General features: G+C 68.5%; 22 protein-coding genes. 13 read left to right on the plus strand and 9 right to left on the minus strand.

Annotated elements, in window-relative coordinates; genetic code table 11:
* Position 1: 1 nt before the first annotated feature.
* The 7 genes from EV650_RS33395 to EV650_RS33425 are packed head-to-tail and all read left to right on the plus strand — an operon-like array spanning position 2 to position 4,771.
* Positions 2–841, plus strand: coding sequence for a NifU family protein (locus EV650_RS33395; protein WP_134123147.1), 840 nt, complete (start codon positions 2–4; stop codon positions 839–841).
* Complete coding sequence (locus EV650_RS33400; protein ID WP_202875156.1) at positions 838–1,506, plus strand: DUF5947 family protein; 669 nt, start codon at positions 838–840, stop codon at positions 1,504–1,506. The genes EV650_RS33395 and EV650_RS33400 overlap by 4 nt, the downstream gene beginning before the upstream one ends.
* Positions 1,499–2,131 carry a DUF6084 family protein gene (locus EV650_RS33405; protein ID WP_134123148.1) on the plus strand — a complete coding sequence of 211 codons (633 nt, stop codon included), beginning with the start codon at positions 1,499–1,501 and terminating at the stop codon, positions 2,129–2,131. Before EV650_RS33400 ends, EV650_RS33405 begins: the two co-directional genes overlap by 8 nt.
* Entirely contained in the window at positions 2,128–3,405 is a 1,278-nt protein-coding gene (locus EV650_RS33410; protein WP_134123149.1) for a hypothetical protein, read from the plus strand. Before EV650_RS33405 ends, EV650_RS33410 begins: the two co-directional genes overlap by 4 nt.
* Positions 3,402–3,860 carry a hydrogenase maturation protease gene (locus EV650_RS33415; RefSeq protein ID WP_134123150.1) on the plus strand — a complete coding sequence of 153 codons (459 nt, stop codon included), beginning with the start codon at positions 3,402–3,404 and terminating at the stop codon, positions 3,858–3,860. Before EV650_RS33410 ends, EV650_RS33415 begins: the two co-directional genes overlap by 4 nt.
* A 3-nt stretch (positions 3,861–3,863) precedes the next feature.
* On the plus strand, positions 3,864–4,082 hold the full coding sequence (locus tag EV650_RS33420; RefSeq protein WP_134123151.1) for a HypC/HybG/HupF family hydrogenase formation chaperone: 219 nt from the start codon (positions 3,864–3,866) through the stop codon (positions 4,080–4,082).
* A complete protein-coding gene (locus tag EV650_RS33425) occupies positions 4,079–4,771 on the plus strand; it encodes a DUF6390 family protein (RefSeq protein ID WP_134123152.1) in 693 nt (230 codons plus the stop codon). The genes EV650_RS33420 and EV650_RS33425 overlap by 4 nt, the downstream gene beginning before the upstream one ends.
* On the opposite strand, the gene EV650_RS33430 is transcribed toward EV650_RS33425, so the two are convergent.
* The 3 genes from EV650_RS33430 to EV650_RS33440 are packed head-to-tail and all read right to left on the minus strand — an operon-like array spanning position 4,723 to position 6,823.
* Entirely contained in the window at positions 4,723–5,124 is a 402-nt protein-coding gene (locus EV650_RS33430; protein WP_134123153.1) for a helix-turn-helix domain-containing protein, read from the minus strand. The two genes, EV650_RS33425 and EV650_RS33430, sit on opposite strands and share 49 nt — an antisense overlap.
* Positions 5,125–5,168: 44 nt before the next feature.
* Positions 5,169–5,447 carry a muconolactone Delta-isomerase family protein gene (locus tag EV650_RS33435; RefSeq protein WP_134123154.1) on the minus strand — a complete coding sequence of 93 codons (279 nt, stop codon included), beginning with the start codon at positions 5,445–5,447 and terminating at the stop codon, positions 5,169–5,171.
* Positions 5,444–6,823: an NAD(P)H-quinone dehydrogenase gene (locus tag EV650_RS33440; protein WP_134123155.1), complete on the minus strand. Its 1,380-nt coding sequence runs from the start codon at positions 6,821–6,823 to the stop codon at positions 5,444–5,446. The genes EV650_RS33435 and EV650_RS33440 overlap by 4 nt, the downstream gene beginning before the upstream one ends.
* 31 nt (positions 6,824–6,854) lie before the next feature.
* Here EV650_RS33440 and EV650_RS33445 point away from each other — a divergent pair, with 31 nt between their 5' ends.
* Together EV650_RS33445 and EV650_RS33450 are read left to right on the plus strand one after the other, a co-directional pair.
* Complete coding sequence (locus EV650_RS33445) at positions 6,855–7,316, plus strand: gamma-glutamylcyclotransferase (RefSeq protein WP_134123156.1); 462 nt, start codon at positions 6,855–6,857, stop codon at positions 7,314–7,316.
* 31 nt (positions 7,317–7,347) lie between these two features.
* Positions 7,348–8,982: a phospho-sugar mutase gene (locus EV650_RS33450; RefSeq protein WP_134123157.1), complete on the plus strand. Its 1,635-nt coding sequence runs from the start codon at positions 7,348–7,350 to the stop codon at positions 8,980–8,982.
* Positions 8,983–9,027: 45 nt separating this feature from the next.
* On the opposite strand, the gene EV650_RS33455 is transcribed toward EV650_RS33450, so the two are convergent.
* The 4 genes from EV650_RS33455 to EV650_RS33470 all read right to left on the minus strand — a co-directional run bounded on the left by EV650_RS33455 (position 9,028) and on the right by EV650_RS33470 (position 12,156).
* Positions 9,028–9,474 carry a hypothetical protein gene (locus tag EV650_RS33455; RefSeq protein WP_134123158.1) on the minus strand — a complete coding sequence of 149 codons (447 nt, stop codon included), beginning with the start codon at positions 9,472–9,474 and terminating at the stop codon, positions 9,028–9,030.
* A gap of 179 nt (positions 9,475–9,653) precedes the next feature.
* On the minus strand, positions 9,654–10,607 hold the full coding sequence (locus EV650_RS33460) for a neutral zinc metallopeptidase (RefSeq protein WP_134123159.1): 954 nt from the start codon (positions 10,605–10,607) through the stop codon (positions 9,654–9,656).
* 113 nt (positions 10,608–10,720) lie between these two features.
* Positions 10,721–11,593 (minus strand): alpha/beta hydrolase, encoded by an 873-nt coding sequence (locus EV650_RS33465; protein ID WP_134123160.1) that lies wholly within the window; start codon positions 11,591–11,593, stop codon positions 10,721–10,723.
* A gap of 2 nt (positions 11,594–11,595) precedes the next feature.
* A complete protein-coding gene (locus EV650_RS33470; RefSeq protein WP_134123161.1) occupies positions 11,596–12,156 on the minus strand; it encodes a PH domain-containing protein in 561 nt (186 codons plus the stop codon).
* A gap of 46 nt (positions 12,157–12,202) precedes the next feature.
* Between EV650_RS33470 and deoC the strand changes: the two genes are divergently transcribed.
* Genes deoC through EV650_RS33490 form a run of 4 tightly spaced genes read left to right on the plus strand, consistent with a single transcriptional unit; the run spans position 12,203 to position 16,482 of the window.
* Positions 12,203–13,159 (plus strand): deoxyribose-phosphate aldolase, encoded by a 957-nt coding sequence (gene deoC, locus EV650_RS33475; RefSeq protein WP_134123162.1) that lies wholly within the window; start codon positions 12,203–12,205, stop codon positions 13,157–13,159.
* 5 nt (positions 13,160–13,164) lie between these two features.
* Complete coding sequence (locus EV650_RS33480) at positions 13,165–14,601, plus strand: aldehyde dehydrogenase family protein (RefSeq protein WP_134123163.1); 1,437 nt, start codon at positions 13,165–13,167, stop codon at positions 14,599–14,601.
* Between the two features lie 19 nt (positions 14,602–14,620).
* Complete coding sequence (locus tag EV650_RS33485; RefSeq protein WP_238174643.1) at positions 14,621–15,466, plus strand: aldehyde dehydrogenase family protein; 846 nt, start codon at positions 14,621–14,623, stop codon at positions 15,464–15,466.
* Positions 15,467–15,468: 2 nt separating this feature from the next.
* Complete coding sequence (locus tag EV650_RS33490; protein ID WP_238174644.1) at positions 15,469–16,482, plus strand: S66 family peptidase; 1,014 nt, start codon at positions 15,469–15,471, stop codon at positions 16,480–16,482.
* Here EV650_RS33490 and EV650_RS33495 read toward each other — a convergent pair.
* Together EV650_RS33495 and EV650_RS33500 are read right to left on the minus strand one after the other, a co-directional pair.
* On the minus strand, positions 16,476–17,090 hold the full coding sequence (locus EV650_RS33495) for a hypothetical protein (RefSeq protein WP_134123166.1): 615 nt from the start codon (positions 17,088–17,090) through the stop codon (positions 16,476–16,478). The two genes, EV650_RS33490 and EV650_RS33495, sit on opposite strands and share 7 nt — an antisense overlap.
* A gap of 17 nt (positions 17,091–17,107) precedes the next feature.
* Positions 17,108–18,118, minus strand: a complete 1,011-nt coding sequence (locus EV650_RS33500; protein WP_134123167.1) for a serine/threonine-protein kinase — start codon at positions 18,116–18,118, stop codon at positions 17,108–17,110.
* Between the last annotated feature and the right edge of the window lie 15 nt (positions 18,119–18,133).

The raw sequence follows: 18,133 nt of genomic DNA on the forward strand, positions 1-18,133 counted from the left end.
CATGGATCGGCACGATGTCCAGGCCCTGAGCGAACGGATCGACGTACTGCTGGACGAGGTTCAGCGGCGCGCCGATCCCGGGCTGGCCGGTCAGGTGGAGGAGCTGGTCCGCGCGGTGCTGACCTTGCACGGCGCAGGGCTGGAGCAACTGCTGAACCTGCTGGACGAGCCGCAGGTTCGGCAGTTGGTCGGCGACGATCTGGTCGCCGGCCTGCTCCTGCTGCACGACCTCCACCCGGACGATGTCGCGACCCGGATCCAGGTCGCGCTGGACTCTGTCCGGCCGTACCTGGGTTCGCATGCCGGCGGCATCGACTACCTCGGCATCGACGACGACGGCGTCGTCCACCTGAGCCTGCAGGGCAGCTGCGAGGGCTGCCCGGGCTCGACGGCCACGGTCCGGATGACGGTCGAGAACGCCGTCCTGGACGCCGCTCCGGAGGCGGTCGCGGTCGACGTCGCCGGCATGGTCAAGGAGAAGACGAATCTCCTCAAGATCGAGCCGTTCCGACCCCATCGGGACGGCTGGCACCAGCTGGACCTGGTCCCACCCCCCGACCAGGTCCAGCACCTCACCGTCGGCGGCATGGACGTCCTGGTGGCGAATCTGGCCGACACGTTCTTTGCCTATCGCAACAACTGCCCGATGTGCTCGTCCGCTCTGCATCACGGACAGCTGTCCGGCGACCGGCTGATCTGTCCACGCTGCACGGCGGAGTACGACGTACGCCTGGCCGGGCGAGCGTTGACACCGGAAGGGGCACCACCGCTCGAAGCACTTCCGCTGCTGCCGGAGGGATCCGGCTGGAAAGTCGCCATCCCGGGGGTGCAACCGGCGTGAGGCCGCCATCGACGCTGCGGGCGCTCGCGCAGAACAAACCACCTCCGGTCGTCGATCCGGTCGCAGTACTGCGTCAGTTCACCGGCGGCGTCCGCGAGCAGGGGGCGCCGGGTGAGCAGTGTGAGATGTGCACCGCGCGAATCGGCCCTGAGCACTCGCATCTGGCCGATGTCGAAGGACACCGACTGCTGTGCACGTGCCGGCCCTGCTATCTGTTGTTCACCGACGGCGGCGCCTCGCACGGGCACTACCGCGCTGTGCCCGAGCGCTACCGGGCCAACGCGGACTTCACCCTGTCGACGGCGCAGTGGGAGACGATGGGGATCCCGGTCAACCTCGCCTTCCTCTTCTACCAGTCCGATCAGGGCCGGTACGTCGCCTTCTACCCGAGCCCGGGCGGTGCCACCGAGTCACTGCTCGACCTGGCCGGCTGGGACGAGGTCGTGGCCGGCGACGCCCGCCTGCAGGAGTTGGTCCCCGATGTCGAGGCGGTGCTGCTACGCCGCCTCGACAACGGGTTCGAATGCCACCTGGTCCCGATCGACGCGTGCTACGAGCTGGTCGGGATCGTCCGTCAGTACTGGGAAGGGTTCGCCGGCGGCGAGGACGTCTGGCGCCGGATCGACGAGTTCTTCGACGGTGTCCGGGAGCGCGGCCGTGGTTGACCTCGACTTCACCTGCACCGGCTCGGAGGCGGACCGGTACGCCGCGACGCCGCTGATCCAGCTGCGGCTCAAGATCGAGGAGACAACGGGTACGCCGGTGCACGCGCTGGCATTGCGCTGTCAGATCCGGATCGAGCCGATCCGGCGGCGCTACGACGACGAAGAGGCCGAGGGTCTCGCGGACCTGTTCGGCGACCGGGCTCGCTGGGGCGAGACGTTGAAGCCGCTGCAGCTGGCGTTCGTCACACAGATGGTGCCGGGCTTCACCGGCGAGACCGACGTGGACCTGCAGTTGCCGTGCAGCTACGACTTCGACGTCGCGGCTCACAAGTACCTGTACGCCTTGCGGAATGGCGGCGTACCGCTGCTGATGCTGTTCAACGGGACGATCTTCACCGGGCGTCCCGGCACCCTGTCGGTGACACCGGTCGCTTGGCAGAAGGAGACGACGTACCAGCTGCCGGTGGCGGTCTGGCGGGAGGCGATGGACCAGCACTTTCCGGGGTCCGCCTGGCTGCGGTTGCGGCAGGACACGTTCGACCGGCTGTACCGCTATCGCGCCCAGGAGGCCTTGCCCGGTTGGGACGACGCGATCGAGCGGCTGCTGAAGGAACACTTGGAATGAACAGGTTCGAGGCGGTTCAGCAGGTCGCGGACACGGTGCTGTTCGAGGGCTACGTGCTCTACCCGTATCGGGCGTCGGACGGGAAGAACCGGGTGCGCTGGCAGTTCGGCGTACTGATGCCGCCGGACTACTGCCTGACGGATCCGTCCGAGCGGGGCTGGTCGCAGACCGAGTGTCTCCTCGAAGGCGACCAGGCCGTGCTCACCGTTCGACTGCGATTCCTACAGGCACAGCGCCGTACCGTCCTGGATGTCGATGAGATCGAGGTGGAGTCGCTGGAGACAGCCGATGCGACGTACCTGCCGTGGGACGAGGCCGTCGTGCAGACGGTCGATCTCCAGGCGGACCCGCGAAAACTGCCGCGCGAGGAGCCGTTCCAGATCCCAGGCGGCACCGAGACCGAGGCGCTCGGTTCGGTCGGCTTCCTCCGTCGCACCCGGCTCCCTGTCAGCGGGACCGTTGCCCTGAGCATCGAGTCGCTCCCCGGCCCGTACGGCGTGAGCCGGTTGCGGATCCGGGTCGAGAACACGACCGCGGACGGCAGCTCGGAACGGGTCGGCGCACTCCGGCAGGCGCTGATCGCCCACCACCTGATGATCGCCGTCGACGGCGGCAAGTTCATCTCGCTGCTGGACCCACCCGAATGGGCCACCGGCTACGCGGCCGCCTGCGACAACGTCGGCCTCTACCCGGTGCTGGCCGGCGACGAACTGCTCTCGTCGCCGATCATCCTGTACGACCACCCGCAGATCGCGGAGGAGAGCCAGGGCGATCTGTTCGACGCGACCGAGATCGACGAGATCCTCAGCCTGCGGACGATGACCCTGACCGAGGACGAGAAGCGCGAGGTCCGCGGCACCGACCCGCGGACCGCCGAGCTGCTCGCCCGGGTCGACTCGATGCCGCCGGAGCTGCTGGACCGCCTGCACGGCACGCTCCGCTACCTGCGGAAGGTGACCGAACCCGAGCCGAGCAAGCAGCCGTGGTGGGATCCGGGGAGCGACCTGACGGTCTCCCCGGAGACCGACACGGTACTGGTCGGTGACGTTGCTGTTGGCAACGGTTCGCGGGTCCGGCTGCGGCCGGGGATCCGGCGGGCGGACGCACAGGACATGTTCCTGACCGGCCGCCTCGGCACGGTGGTCGCCGTACTCTTCGACGTCGACGGCGTGACCCATGTGGCGGTCGCGCTGGACGGCGAGGAGGGCGAAGTACAGCGGTCACACGGCCGGTATCTGTACTTCAGCCCGGAGGAACTGGAGCCGTTGGGATGACTGTTCTGGTGGCGGGTCTGGGCAACATGTTCTGCAGTGACGACGCCTTCGGCGTGGCGGTCGTCGAGGAGCTCGCGCGGCGGAGTCTGCCGGACGATGTCGAGGTACGGGACTTCGGCATCCGCGGCATCCACCTCGCCTACCAGCTGCTCGAGCCCTACGACCTCGTCGTACTGATCGACGCGGTCCAGCGTGGCGGCCCACCGGGGACGGTCTACGTGATCGAGGCGGAGCCGGGCGCCGAGCCCGGGCCGGAGGTGAGCATGGATGCCCACGATCTCGCTCCGGACGCCGTGCTCTCGCTTGTTCCGCGACTCGGTGGCACCGTGGGACCTGTGGTCGTGGTCGGCTGCGAGCCGACCGGGATCGACGCCGGGATCGGGTTGTCCCCGGCCGTTCAGGACGCCGTGGGGACCGCGGCGCAACTGGTGATCGACATGATCAAGGAGAGGTAGACGATGTGCCTCGGCATCCCGGGCCGCGTGGTCGACTGCCCGGAGGGCGCGGACCTCGGCCAGGTAGAGGTGGCGGGCGTCGTCCGCGACATCAACCTGTCCCTGCTCGACGGGCCGCTCGTCCCCGGTGAGTACGTGCTGATCCACAGCGGCTTCGCGCTGGAGCGGATGTCGCGAGAGCGGGCCGCCGATGCGCTCGCGTTCTTCGGAGCCGACCTGTGAACGGACCGGCCCTCTTCGTCCGGTATGCGTTCGCCCCCAACCGACTTGGGTACTGCGGTCCCGCCGACGCCGGCGCCCTGCTCGAGTACGGCGCACTCGGCCGGGCCGACAACGGATTCCGTGCACTGGCGAAGCAGTTCGACGGCGCCTGGCCGCAACTCCGCCTGATCGCCGGATCCTCGGGTACGGCGGATCCGCTCGACCGCGAGGTGGTCGAGGCGTACTGGATCGGCAACCGCCTGCTCGACCAGGCCGGCGACGCCCGCGGCGGCCTCCCGCATCACAGCTTCCAGGTGTTCTGCCTCTACCCATGGGCCGAGCTGCTCGGCGAAGAACGCAGTACGGCGCAAGCCCTAAGAGTGCTCGACCAGTGCCGCATCCGTTGGGGCCGAGTGGTCGCAGACGCCAACGGCCAGGTCGTGGTGACCTCGCGCCCGTTGGAATGGGACGGCGTACGCCTGGCTCTTGGCGAACCGCGGGAGGAGACGGCGATCCGTGGCTTCGACGGTGTGGATCTGATCTCGCCGTTGGCCCCGGGTGAGTGGGTCTCGCTGCACTGGGGCTGGGTCTGCGACCGATTGACCCGCGCCCAACTGGTTGCCTTACGCCACTATTCGGCGTACCACCTGGGGTTGGTGAATCAGCGCCTCGGTGGGCGTGCGGGGATGTCCGGGCCGAGGATCCAGTGACCGTCCGGGTGCGTGACGACGCCTGGTGAGTTCAGCACCGCCGGCCGGATGACCGGGTGGTCCTCCGCCGTTCCGGACCGATCGGGCTCCCAGCGGGCCGGGTCCTCGGTCAGGCCGAGCAGATAGGTGACCGTGCAATCAAGTGCGCCGGCCAGCTCAGGCAGCCGCACCACGTCGACCCCGGCGCCGTGCTCGAAGCTCGACAGGGTCTTGTTCGTCGTCCGGATCCCCCACCGCGCCAGCCGGCTGACGAGCTGCTTCTGGGTGAGCCCGAGCTGCAAGCGCCGGGCGCGTAGCCGGTGGCTGACGACCAGATGCCGGTCGACAGCGAGGTCGCTTCGGTCCTCGAACATAGGACTACCCCCTGCTGCCACGATCCACGGCCCCCGCGACCACGTCAATCGCCAGGGCGGCCCGAATCCATCTCAGCCAGTGCATGGACCGTGTACCGCGCGAAGTTGAACACCGGCGCCCGCCCCAGCAACCGCTCGAACTCCTCGTGCGAGTCCACCTCGTAAATCCAGGCCCCGCCGTGGGATCCAACCACGTGATACCGGGCCAGCACCTTCCCCTCCCGCTCCAGCCGCTCGCCGTACTCCGGCATGGCGCCGACGGCCCGCGCCATCTCCGGGGAGAGCAGGCTCAGCTCCATCTGCCACAGCACCAGGAACTTCATGAGCGGAGGTGGAGTCGGCGGGCTGCCTCGGCGACCGAGCCAGAGACCGACGGATAGACGGTGAAGGCCTGGGCGACCTGGTCGACGGTGAGGCGGGCGCCGACGGCCAGTGAGATCGGGTGGATCAGCTCACTGGCCCGAGGGGCGACGACCACGCCGCCGACGACGATACCGGTGTTGGGCAGGCAGAAGAGTTTGACGAAACCGTCCCGGACGCCCTGCATCTTGGCCCGGGCATTGTCGGCCAGCGGGACCTTGACGACCATCGCCGTACTGCCGCCGGCGTCGACGACTGCCTGGGTCAGGCCGACGGTGGCGATCTCGGGGGCGGTGAAGACGTTCGCGGAGACCGTCGACTGGTCCAGCGGGGTGACGGCGTCGCCAAGGGCGTGGGCCATCGCGATCCGGCCCTGCATGGCGGCCACCGAGGCGAGCATGAGTACGCCGGTGCAGTCGCCGGCCGCATAGACGCCACGGGCCGTGGTCCGGGAGACCCGGTCGACCTGGACGAACCCTCCGTCGGTCAGCGACACGCCCGAGTCGACCAGGTTCAGGTCGTCGGTGTTCGGCAGCGAGCCGACCGCGAGCAGCGCATGCGAACCCTCGACCTTCCGGCCGTCGGTCAGCGTCACCACCACCCCGTCGCCCTGCCGCCGGACCGACTCGGCCCGGGACTTACTCAGGACGGTCAGACCGCGCCGCTTGAACACGCCCTCCAGGACCGCTGCCGCGTCAGCATCCTCGCCCGGCAGGACCCGGTCGCGGGACGACACCAGGACGACGTCGCTGCCGAGTGCGTCGTACGCGCTGGCGAACTCCGCACCGGTGACGCCGGAGCCGACCACGATCAGCCGCTCCGGCAGCTCCTCGAGCTCGTAGACCTGCTCCCAGGTGAGGATGCGTTCACCGTCGGGCTCGGAGCCCTTGAGGATACGAGGCCTTGCACCAGTGGCGATCAGCACGACGTCGGCGGGCAGCCGCTCGTCACCGACGACCACAGTCTCCGGACCGTCGAGCCGGCCGCGGCCCTTGATGATCCGGACCTTGTCGGAGTCCAGCCGGCGCTCGATGCCCTCCGACTGGGCGGTTGCCAGCGCCTTCACCCGCTTGTTGACGACGGAGAGATCGACACGCACAGAGTTGGCCGGATCGTCGTCGCCGTCGTCCAGCCGGACCCCGAGCTCGCCGGCCTCCTCCACCTCGGTCATCACCTCGGCGGTGGCGATCAGGGTCTTGCTCGGCACGCAGTCGGTGAGCACCGCGGAACCGCCGATTCCGTCGGAATCGACAACCGTCACCTCCCCGCCCAGCTGGGCGGCCGCACTGGCCGCTTCGTACCCACCCGGGCCGCCTCCGATGATCACAACTCGCGCCACGAGAGGCCATTGTTCCGTATCCTGTGTCGTCGTGACCCTGTACGCCGCGTTTGCGTCGAATCTGGACCCGAACCTGATGGCCGACCGGTGCCCGTACTCGCCCCTGCGCGGGACCGGCTGGATCCTCGGCTGGCGCCTCACGTTCGGCGGCGAGGAGCTCGGCTGGGAGGGCGCGATGGCCACCGTGGTCGAGGACGGCTCCGACCCCGGCAACCAGGTCTTCGTCGCGCTGTACGACGTACATCCCAAGGACGTCGAGCGGCTGGACGAGTGGGAATGGATCGAGCAGGACGTCTACAGCAAGATCCAGGTCCGGGTGCAGACCCTGGACGGCGAGCAGCTGGCCTGGATGTACGTGCTGAACGCCTACGAGGGCGGCCTGCCCTCGGCCCGCTACCTGGGCATCCTCGCCGAGGCCGCCGAAGCGGCCGGGGCCCCCGACGACTACGTCAGCGACCTCCGCGCGCGGCCCTGCCAGTCGTCAGGTCATTAGCAGTCGTCAGGACATTAGTTATCGTGCGGTGGTGACCGAAGATCTGAAGGCCGCCGCCGAAGCCTGGCTGAGCGAGGACCCCGACCCCGACACCCGCGCCGAGCTGGCCCAGCTCCTGGACGTCGGCGCCACCGACGAGCTGGCCGACCGGTTCGCCGGCACCCTCGAGTTCGGTACGGCGGGACTCCGCGGAGCCGTCGGCGCCGGGCCGAACCGGATGAACCGGGTCGTCGTGATCCGGGCCGCCGCCGGACTCGCGGCGTACCTGAAGGCGAAGGGCCTCACCACCGGCCCGGTCTTGATCGGGTACGACGCGCGCCACAAGTCGGACGTGTTCGCGCAGGACACGGCGGCCGTGATCCGCGGCGCCGGGCTGGACGCCGTACTGCTGGACCGGCCCACGCCGACGCCCGTGGTGGCCTTCGGGATCAGGCACCTGCACGCGGTCGCGGGCGTGGTCGTGACCGCGTCCCACAACCCGCCGCAGGACAACGGCTACAAGGTCTACCTCGGTGACGGCTCGCAGATCGTGCCGCCTGCCGACGCGGAGATCGCGGCCGCCATCGCCGCCGTCGGCCCGCTGGCCGAAGTACCGCGCGGCGACGACTGGCAGACGGCCGGCGACGACCTGCTGAACGCGTACCTGGACCGCATCGCCCACCTGGTGCCGGCGGATGCGCCGCGTGACCTGAAGGTCGCCTACACCCCGCTGCACGGGGTCGGGCGGACCCTGGTCGAGGCCGCGGTCGCCCGTGCGGGGTTCGCCGCACCGCAGGTGGTCGCGTCCCAGGCCGATCCGGACCCCGACTTCCCGACTGTCGCGTTCCCGAACCCGGAGGAGCCGGGCGCGATCGACGCCGCGCTGGACCTGGCACGGAAGATCGGCGCGGACATCGCGGTGGCCAACGACCCGGACGCGGACCGATGCGCGGTCGCGGTCCCGGACGCGTCGACCAACGGCGGCTGGCGAATGCTGCGCGGCGACGAACTCGGCTCGCTGCTCGGCGAGTTCCTGCTGTCATCCGGGCCGAACGGCGTGGCCGCGTGCTCGATCGTGTCGTCGTCGCTGCTCGGCAAGATCGCCGCGTCGTACGGCGTCCGGTACGTCGAGACGCTCACCGGGTTCAAGTGGATCGGGCGGGTGCCGGAGCTGGTGTTCGGCTACGAGGAGGCGCTCGGGTACTGCGTTGACCCGGCTGCGGTGAAGGACAAGGACGGCGTGTCGACGCTGGTCCGGGTCCTGCAACTGGCCGCGCAGGCGAAGGCCGCGGGGCGCACGTTGCTGGACCTGCTGGACGATCTCGCGATCAAGCACGGACTGCACGCGACCGACCAGCTGTCGATGCGGGTCGACGACCTGGCGCTGATCGCCCAGGCGATGGACCGGCTGCGCGCCACCCCGCCGTCGACGCTGGGCTCTTACACGGTCGCGCGGATCGACGACCTGAGCGACGGATCCGAGACCTTGCCGCCGACCGACGGGCTGCGGTACACGCTGTCCGACGGCGCACGCGTGGTGGTACGCCCGTCGGGGACAGAGCCCAAGCTGAAGTGCTACCTGGAAGTGGTCGTGCCGGTCAGCACGGACGTCGCGAGTGCTCGGCGCCGGGCAGGCGAGAACCTGTCCGGCATCAAGCAAGCGTTGTCGGCCGCGCTGGGTATCTAGCTAGCTAGACATTGCTGGGGAGCACCTGGCGGGTGGCTCCCCGGCTCAGCGGGCCGCGGCGGCTTCGGCTTTCTCGGTCTGCAGGGAACTCTGCAGCGACGAGTGCAGGATGCGAAGCGTGCTGGTGGACTGCATCAGCGCGTCCCGCTCGTCCGGGTTCCGGTTGGCCAGCGCGGTGATGTCGTTGATGCTGGCCTCGATCCGGGCGATCCGGTCCGCGACCGAACCTTCCTGACTGCTGGCCTTGCGGATCGCGTCCGACGTGATCGTCCAGACGTCCTCCTTGTCGTTGGTCCGTCGCGACATGTCCACCATCTGGCTCAGCGCGGCGAGGTCGTGGTCGACCTGGGTGCGCTCCACCGGCGAAGTGATGCCGGCGGTCGCCTGCCGCAGCCTGGTGACATGCCCGGACAGCTCCGACCACGTACTCCGACCGCTCTTGATCTTGTCCAGCACCTTCGCGTACTCGGTGTTGAACTCGTCGTAGTTCACTGTCCTTGACTCCTGCCGTTCGATGCTCGACTCCAGAACTGTAGGCCGTGCGCACCTGAAACAAGTAACCACACGATCGCAGATCGTGCAGGTGTCGCCAAAACGCAACAGCCGCCCGGTACGCCAACGCGTACCGGGCGGCTGAGTTACGTGTTACGAGACTTCTGTCGCGCCTGAGGTCAGGCGACGTACGCGGAGCTCGCGTTGAAGGTGTTGCAGTTGCCCGCGACGGTGTAGCTGTGCCGCGCGTTGAAGCCGGCGGTGACCCAGAACGCGTGGTTCTTGATCGCACCGTGGTCCCGCACGCCGCCCGGCTGGTCGCCGCTGTTGCTGATCACCCAGTTGTACTGGGTCATGAAGCCACCGCTGAACGGGTAGTTGCGCTTGTTCGCGCCGTCCACGGCACCGCCCAGGCAGGACGCCTGCAGCTCACGACGACGGCTCTCCTCGAGCTGCGCGGCGTAGGTGCTGAAGGCGTTCTGACGCGCCCAGGACGCGTTCAGGATGCCGGTGAGCCACTGGACGTGGTGACCGTACTCGTGCGACAGCGTGAAGGTCGCGTACGCCCGCGCCATCGTCGGGCTCTGCTTCCAGTAGTTGATGATCACGTACGCCGGGATGTAGATGTACCCGTTGTCGACACCGCAGAAGAACGCGGTACCACCGGTGACCACGCCACACTTCGAGTTGACCGCGCTCGAGTTGTGGACGACCAGCTTCGGCGCCACCTTGTACGCCGCGCCGGCCTGCTTCAGCGGCAGGGCCCACGAGCCGTAGAGGCACTTGTACAGGTTGTTCTCGTACGCGACGACACCCGCGAACGTGCGCAGCGAGACGTTGAGCTCGTGGCACTTCGACGTCGGGATCGCGCCCGTCTTGTACAGCTTGTTGTAACGCACGACGTTCGTCAGCGACGACTTCGTGCTGAGCGCGTCGCCGGCGGGCGGCGGGCCGGCGACCAGACCGGTGCCGATCTGAATCGGCTTCGGCGTCTCGGCAGCCTGCGCGGCGGCAGTCGTCGTCGTGCTGGAAGTCTGCGCAGCCTGGGCGTTCGGCAGCGCCAGGGCGGCGAAGCCGGCCAGTGCACCGACCGCGGCCACGCCACGCAGGGTGATACGGGAGAGGTTGACCATGAGCTCCACTCTCGATGTGTCTAGGGACCTGTCGGACCAATCCTGGGGTGCACAGGGGTTCACCTGAGGACTGAACACGGGCTCTGACGCAGCGATTCGCGCCACAGTTCCGCTCACTGGCCCAGTTTTCCGCCCAGGAATCGCAATTGGTCAGGGAGCATACGCCGCCAGTAGCCGGGGGTATGCGCCCCGGCCTGCTGACCGCCGGCCGCACGCAGTTCGTCCCGGAGATCCTTCGCGGCCGCCGCGAACGGATCGTCCCGCCCACAGTCGATGCGAACGGCAACATCCCTGAATCCGCTGGGCCGCCCGAACACCTGGCTCCGCTCGAAATCCTCGGGCCCGTCGAACGCTCCGGCCTGCACCTCGTCGTACTCGCGCCACACCGCTGGACTGAGCGCTCCGACCGCGACCGCCCGCGAGTGCTGCAGGGCGACCCAGAGCAAGGCGCCGTACCCGCCCATCGACCAGCCGAGTACGCCGTACCGTCCGGTACGCAGACCGCGCTCGGCCAGCAGTGGAAGGAATTCCTGGTCGAGCATGTACCCGGGATCGTTGCCGTCAGCCCGGCGATGCCAGTAACTGTTCTGCCCGCCGTCCACGGTCGCGACCGCGAACGCCGGCGTACCGGATCGCACCGTAGCAGTCAGATACCGATCGATCCCGAGGTCGTTGACCGCCGATGTGTGGTCGCCCCCACGACCATGCAGAACAAGTACGACGGGCAGCGCCGCCGACGCGTCGTACCCGTCGGGATAGAGGACGCTGTAACCGACCTTCGTCCGCCGGCCGACCGAATCGAAGCTGCCCGATACCACCGGACCAACGGGTACATCGGGTATGACGCCGTCCGGGCCGGTGAGTCCGAGGGCGTCGTGGATCCGGGCCCGGCCAGGGATCACGCCGGTCTCGAGGGCGGCCACTGTGGCGATACCGGCGACTCCGGCCGCGGCTCCCGTTCGGAGGAGAGCGCGTCGGCTGAGCACGCTCAGCGGATTACGGCTGCCACGATGGCGATGACGGCCAGGGCTCCGAGCGCGATCAGCTCGGGCTTGGCCCAGCCAGTCACCACGTCACCCTTCGACTGGTCGGCGTACTGGGTCTGCATCGTCTCGATCCGGTTGACCACGAAGTCGGCCTTGGAAATGGAGCTGTCCGCGGCCAGCTTGCGGCCGCCCACTCGTTGCTTGCGAAGGTCGCGCATGATCAGTTGGACACCGGGAGCGCGGTATCGGTTGTCGTCGGTGTGAACCCGCAGGATGTCGGTCACGTCGACGCCGGTCACCTTGGACCACGGGATCAGGCGGTCGCGCAGGTGGTTACGCAGCAGCACGTGCTCGGGGCTGAGGGTGACCGAGGGCCGCATCAGGCCGGCGTACGCGAGGACCATGAAGATCCCGATGACGCTGCCGACCAGGACACCGGTGGCGGTGCGCCACTCCAGCAGAACGTCGACCAGGCCGAGCGCGCCGATGACCAGCACGATAGCCCCGGTGATCCGGTTCGACGCGGACAGGTACTGCTCGCTCTCAGGCGACTTCGACTTCACCGGGACAAAGTAACTGGCTGTCCGGAACAGCACTAGACTGCCACAGGTGACCACACTCGACAGCGGCGTCGACAGCTTGGCCGACGTGACCTCGTCCGAGGATCGGCTGCGCCGGTTCCTGCTCGGGCTGCCGGGCGTCGACCAGGTCGGCGCCGAGGCCCGCGCCGCCACCCTGAGCACCCGATCGATCAAGACCACGGCCAAGGCGTACGCACTCGACCTGGCGATCTCGATGATCGACCTGACCACGCTGGAGGGGCAGGACACCCCCGGCAAGGTGCGGGCCCTGTGCGCGAAGGCGAAACGGCCCGACCCGGCCGATCCGACCGCGCCGCAGGTCGCCGCGGTCTGCGTGTACCCGGACCTGGTCGCCACCGCGAAGCACGAGCTGAAGGGCTCCGGCATCAACGTGGCGAGTGTCGCAACCGCCTTCCCCAGTGGACGTTCCAGCCTCGCGATCAAGATCCAGGACACCAAGGACGCGGTCGCGTCCGGCGCCGACGAGGTCGACATGGTGATCGACCGCGGCGCCTTCCTGTCCGGCCGCTACGGCCTGGTCTTCGACGAGATCACGGCGATCCGCGAAGCCGCCGGCGACGCGCACCTGAAGGTGATCCTGGAGACCGGCGAGCTGGTCACCTACGACAACGTACGGCGGGCTTCCTGGCTGGCGATGCTGGCCGGTGCGGACTTCATCAAGACTTCAACCGGCAAGGTGTCCCCCGCGGCCACGCTGCCGGTGACGATGGTGATGCTGGAGGCGGTCCGCGACTACCAGGAGGCCACCGGCCTGCACATCGGCGTGAAGCCGGCCGGCGGGATCCGGACCTCGAAGGACGCGATCAAGTACCTGGTCACGGTGAACGAGACCGCCGGACCGGACTGGCTGGACCCGGAGCTGTTCCGCTTCGGCGCCTCCAGCCTGCTGAACGACCTGCTGATGCAACGCACCAAGCTGGCCACCGGGCACTACCCGGGCCCCGACTACTTCACCTTGGACTGACAGGCATGAGCAGATTCGAGTACGCACCGGCCCCCGAGTCGCGGGCCATCGTCGACATCAAGTCGTCGTACGGCCTGTTCATCAACGGCCAGTTCACCGACGCAACCGATGGAAAACCGTTCAAAACCATCAGCCCCGCCTCCGAAGAGGTGCTGGCCGAAGTCAGCGAGGCCGGTCCAGCCGACGTCGACAAGGCAGTCAGAGCAGCCCGCAAGGCGTTCGAGAAGGTCTGGGGCCCGATGGCCGGCCGCGACCGGGCGAAGTACCTGTTCCGGATCGCGCGGTTGATCCAGGAGCGCGCGCGGGAGCTGGCGGTGCTGGAGTCGCTGGACAACGGCAAGCCGATCCGCGAGTCCCGCGACGTCGACATCCCGTTGGTGGCCGCGCACTTCTTCTACTACGCGGGCTGGGCCGACAAGCTCGAGTACGCCGGTGTCGGCGACGACCCGCAGCCGTGGGGTGTCGCGGGTCAGGTGATCCCGTGGAACTTCCCGATGCTGATGCTGGCCTGGAAGATCGCACCCGCGCTGGCCGCCGGCAACACCGTCGTACTGAAGCCGGCCGAGACGACTCCGTTGACCGCGCTCGCGTTCGCGGAGATCTGCCAGCAGGCCGACCTCCCGCCGGGCGTCGTCAACATCGTCACCGGCGCCGGCCGGACCGGTCAGGCGCTGGTCGAGCACCCGGACGTGAACAAGGTCGCCTTCACCGGGTCCACCGCAGTCGGTCGCGCGATCGCCAAGTCGGTCGCCGGCACGGACAAGGCGGTCACGCTGGAGCTCGGCGGCAAAGCGGCGAACATCGTCTTCGAAGACGCGCCGATCGACCAGACGATCGAGGGCATCGTCAACGGCATCTTCTTCAACCAGGGCCACGTCTGCTGCGCGGGTTCGCGACTGCTGGTCCAGGAGAGCGTGTACGACGAGGTGCTGGCGCGACTGAAGCGCCGGATGGGCACCCTGCGCGTCGGCGATCCGCTCGACAAGAACACCGACATCGGCGCGATCAACTCCGCTGCCCAGCTGGCCAAGATCCGCGAACTGTCGCAGGTCGGCGAGGACGAAGGCGCCGAGCGCTGGTCGCCCGAGTGCGAGCTGCCGCCGCAGGGCTACTGGTTCCCGCCGACCGTCTTCACCGGCGTGTCCCAGGCCCACCGGATCGCCCGCGAGGAGATCTTCGGACCGGTGCTGTCCGTGCTTACCTTCCGCACGCCCCAGGAGGCGGTCGAGAAGGCGAACAACACGCCGTTCGGGCTGTCCGCCGGGATCTGGACCGACAAGGGCTCCCGGATCCTCTGGATGGCGAACCAGCTGCGCGCCGGCGTGGTCTGGGCCAACACGTTCAACCGCTTCGACCCGACCTCGCCGTTCGGCGGCTACAAGGAGTCGGGCTACGGCCGCGAGGGCGGCCGCCACGGTCTGGAGGCCTACCTTGCCCACTAAGGACTCTCAGAGGCTCGAAGTGCGTAAGACCTACAAGCTGTACATCGGCGGCGCCTTCCCGCGCAGCGAATCCGGCCGCTCGTACGTCGTGAACGATGCCAAGGGCAAGTTCCTGGCGAACGCGTCGCAGGCCTCCCGCAAGGACGCCCGGGACGCCGTGGTCGCGGCCCGCAAGGCGTTCGGCGGCTGGCACGCGCGGACGGCGTACAACCGTGGTCAGGTGCTGTACCGGATCGCCGAGGTGATGGAGGGCCGGCACCAGCAGTTCAGCCTGGAGGTGTCGCAGTCCGAGGGACTGTCGATCGCCAAAGCCCGCGCGGTCGTGGACGCGTCGATCGACCGCTGGGTCTGGTACGCCGGCTGGGCCGACAAGCTCGCCCAGGTCGTCGGCTCTTCGAACCCGGTCGCGGGGCCGTACTTCGACTTCTCGTTGCCCGAGGCAACTGGCGTGGTCGCGGTGCTGGCTCCGCAGGACTCGAGTCTGCTCGGCCTGACCAGCGTGATCGCGCCCGCGATCGTCTCCGGCAACACGGTCGTCGCAGTCTCGTCGTACGAACGTCCGTTGCCGGCCGTGACGCTGGGCGAGGTGATGGCGACCTCCGACGTACCGGGTGGTGTGGTCAACCTGCTCACCGGGTCGGCGTCCGAGATCGGCCCGTGGCTGGCGTCCCACCAGGACGTCAACGCGATCGACCTCTGCGGCATCTCGTCGGAGGACGAGGCCCGTGACCTGGAGATCGCGTCCGCCGACAACCTCAAGCGGGTACGTCGTCCTGCCGAGGAGGACTGGACCGAGGACCAAGGGTTGTCGCGACTTCTGAACTACCTCGAACTGAAGACCGTCTGGCACCCGATCGGAGTCTGACTGTGATCCAGCCGGGCGACCGAGTAGCAATCGTCTCGCCGTCGGGCGGTCTCCCAGAGATCTTCCCAGGGCCGTACGAACTGGGTCTTCGCAGGTTGCGCGAGGACTTCGGCCTCGAGCCGGTCGAGTACCCGACCACCCGCAAGCTGGGCACCGCGCCGGCGGATCGCGCCGCCGACCTGCACGCGGCCTGGTCCGACCCGTCGATCCGCGCGGTGATCGCGTCGATCGGCGGCGAGGACCAGCTCACCGTGCTGAAGCACCTGGACCCGGACGTGTTCCGCGCGAACCCGAAGCCGTTCTTCGGCTACAGCGACAACACGAACCTGCTCAACTTCCTGCACACACACGGTTTGCCGGCCTTCCACGGCGGCAGCGTGATGGTCCAGTTCGGCCGCGGCGGCGCAATGCACCCGGACACGGAACGCTCCCTGCGAGCAGCCCTCTTCACCGGCGGCGACTTCGAGCTGACGCCGGCCAAGGAGTGGACCGACCACGACCACGACTGGAACATCCCGGCAAACCTCGAGACCGAGCCCCCTCTCTTCCCCGGCACCGGCTGGACCTGGACCGGCTCGCAACCAGTCCGCGGAAAGCTCTGGGGCGGTTGCGTAGAAATCCTCGACTGGCAACTGTCCGCGAACCGCTGGATGCTCCCGACCGAGTCGTACGGCGGAGTCTTCTTCGGCGAGACCAGCGAAGAGCTGCCGACCGCCGACCAGGTCTACCGAATCCTCCGCAACCTGGGCGAACGCGGCCTCCTTGAACGCTTCGACGCCATCCTGTGGGGCCGCCCGAAGTCCACGTCCCTCTTCCAGGAACTGACCCCGGAGCAGTCCGTCGCCTACGTCACGGGCCAGTACCTCGCCGTCGACCGAGCCCTCGCGGAGTACAACCCGACTGCCGTCGTCGTGAAGGGCCTGGACATCGGCCACACCGACCCCCAGCAGATCCTCCCGTACGGCGGCCAGGTCCACCTCGACCCAGCCACCGAGCGAATCACCGTCACCTACTGAATTCTGGTGCTCGTAAGGGCAGGGTTCGGGTTGGGGTAGCACGCGACCGGGGCGGTGGTGGTGAGGAACTTCCACTTGAGCTTGGCCTGGAGGGTCAGGCCGGGGTCGTCGTAGCTGGTCCCTTTGAGCTTGGTTTCGACGACCGCACCGCGGCGACCCGACTTCAGCCGCACCGCGAGAGTCGGCAGCTCGTAGTTCGCGCCGCCGGGGATCGGGCCGGCGACCTTGATCACGACCTCGTTCCCCTCCAACTGCACGCTAGGCGTCGAGTTGAGTCCGGACCCACCGGTCAACCGCGCACTCAGGTACGACGAGTTGGCCGGGACCGGGACCCGCAGCGCTAGGTCGCGAACCTCCTTCAGCTTGAAGCCTTTGACCTCACCCGGAAGCGTCCCAGGCTGCGGATCGACGGCGATAGTAAAGCGAGAGTTCGGCCGGACAGTCGCGGGCGCCTTCGCATCCATGCCTTGGCGCAACGACAGCGTGCGCTGGCCATAGCTCGAATTCGCACGGCACGCATAACTGGCAACGGGCTGGGCGGCCTGAGCAGTGGAAGCAACGGTCAGTGGGAATACGGCGAGAACCACAAGACTGCGGTAAGTAGCCATATGGCTACTCTATGCAGTCACTGGCTGAAGAGGAACCATCCTCCGACACCCGCTGCCACGAAGACCACGGGCAGCGCCAGCAGGAACCACGCCCGCATCCGCCGACGTCGCCGTACCGGCGGGTCCGTCGCGACCGTGGTGTCCAGGTCGTCGTCGGTGATCGCGGTCCGCTCCTCGGCGCGCAGCGGCGCCTCCTGCTCCAGCCGGTACGCCTCCGCCTCGAGCCGGTCGGCCAGCGTGTCCGCCCGCTCCCAGCGATCGGTGACGCGGTAGGCCAGCGCCCGCGCGAAGATGTCGTCGAGCTGCCCGACCGAGTCGTGCAGCACCGAACGCAGGCTCGGCGGCGCCAGGTCCGGGTCGCGGTTGAGTACATCGCCGATCGAGCCCGCGGTGTACGGCGGATGTCCGGTGACCAGCGCGTACGTCACCGCGCCGACCGCGTAGATGTCCGCCCGCTCGTCGAACCCACCGTCACCACGACCCTGCTCAGGCGCCATGTACGACGGCGTGCCGACAGCCTGCGTGAGTCCGGACGCCTCAGCGGCCCGTTTCGCCAGCCCCAGGTCAGCAAGCACGATCCGATGAGTACCGCCGCCGGTCTCGTCTCCCGGTCGCAGCAGCAGGTTCGCCGGCGTGACGTCCCGGTGTACGACGCCCTCACCATGCAGCGCCGCTACCGCCCGAGCCAGGTCCGCGCCCCACCACAGCGCGTCCACCGGGTCGAGCTGGCCTTGCTTGAGTACGTCGCCCAGCGTCCCGCCGCCGACGTAGTCCATCACGAAGTACGGGCGCCCGTCCGGTAGCTGGCCGAGGTCGAAGACCCGGACCACCCGGTCGCTGGCGATCCGGCGCATCAGGCGCGCCTCGGACAGGAAGCGTTCGCGTACGTCGGCGCGCGACGCCCAGTTGTCCGCGAGGACCTTGACGGCGACGTCGACATCAAGGTCGTCGTCGTACCCCCGCCAGACGGTCGCGAACGCACCAGCGCCGATTTTGTCCTGCAACCGGTACCGCCCGATGACATCCATCCCGGCTATTGTCGT

It is taken from the genome of Kribbella kalugense (assembly GCF_004365875.1).
Classification (GTDB): Bacteria; Actinomycetota; Actinomycetes; order Propionibacteriales; family Kribbellaceae; genus Kribbella; species Kribbella kalugense.

Bases quoted from the DNA above. Each gene is read 5' to 3' on its own strand.
- EV650_RS33460 (WP_134123159.1), bottom strand. From the start codon at position 10,607: ATGGTCAACCTCTCCCGTATCACCCTGCGTGGCGTGGCCGCGGTCGGT.
- EV650_RS33495 (WP_134123166.1), bottom strand. From the start codon at position 17,090: ATGGCTACTTACCGCAGTCTTGTGGTTCTCGCCGTATTCCCACTGACC.
- EV650_RS33410 (WP_134123149.1), top strand. From the start codon at position 2,128: ATGAACAGGTTCGAGGCGGTTCAGCAGGTCGCGGACACGGTGCTGTTC.
- EV650_RS33435 (WP_134123154.1), bottom strand. From the start codon at position 5,447: ATGAAGTTCCTGGTGCTGTGGCAGATGGAGCTGAGCCTGCTCTCCCCG.
- EV650_RS33395 (WP_134123147.1), top strand. From the start codon at position 2: ATGGATCGGCACGATGTCCAGGCCCTGAGCGAACGGATCGACGTACTG.
- EV650_RS33500 (WP_134123167.1), bottom strand. From the start codon at position 18,118: ATGGATGTCATCGGGCGGTACCGGTTGCAGGACAAAATCGGCGCTGGT.
- EV650_RS33480 (WP_134123163.1), top strand. From the start codon at position 13,165: ATGAGCAGATTCGAGTACGCACCGGCCCCCGAGTCGCGGGCCATCGTC.
- EV650_RS33420 (WP_134123151.1), top strand. From the start codon at position 3,864: ATGTGCCTCGGCATCCCGGGCCGCGTGGTCGACTGCCCGGAGGGCGCG.
- EV650_RS33430 (WP_134123153.1), bottom strand. From the start codon at position 5,124: ATGTTCGAGGACCGAAGCGACCTCGCTGTCGACCGGCATCTGGTCGTC.
- EV650_RS33415 (WP_134123150.1), top strand. From the start codon at position 3,402: ATGACTGTTCTGGTGGCGGGTCTGGGCAACATGTTCTGCAGTGACGAC.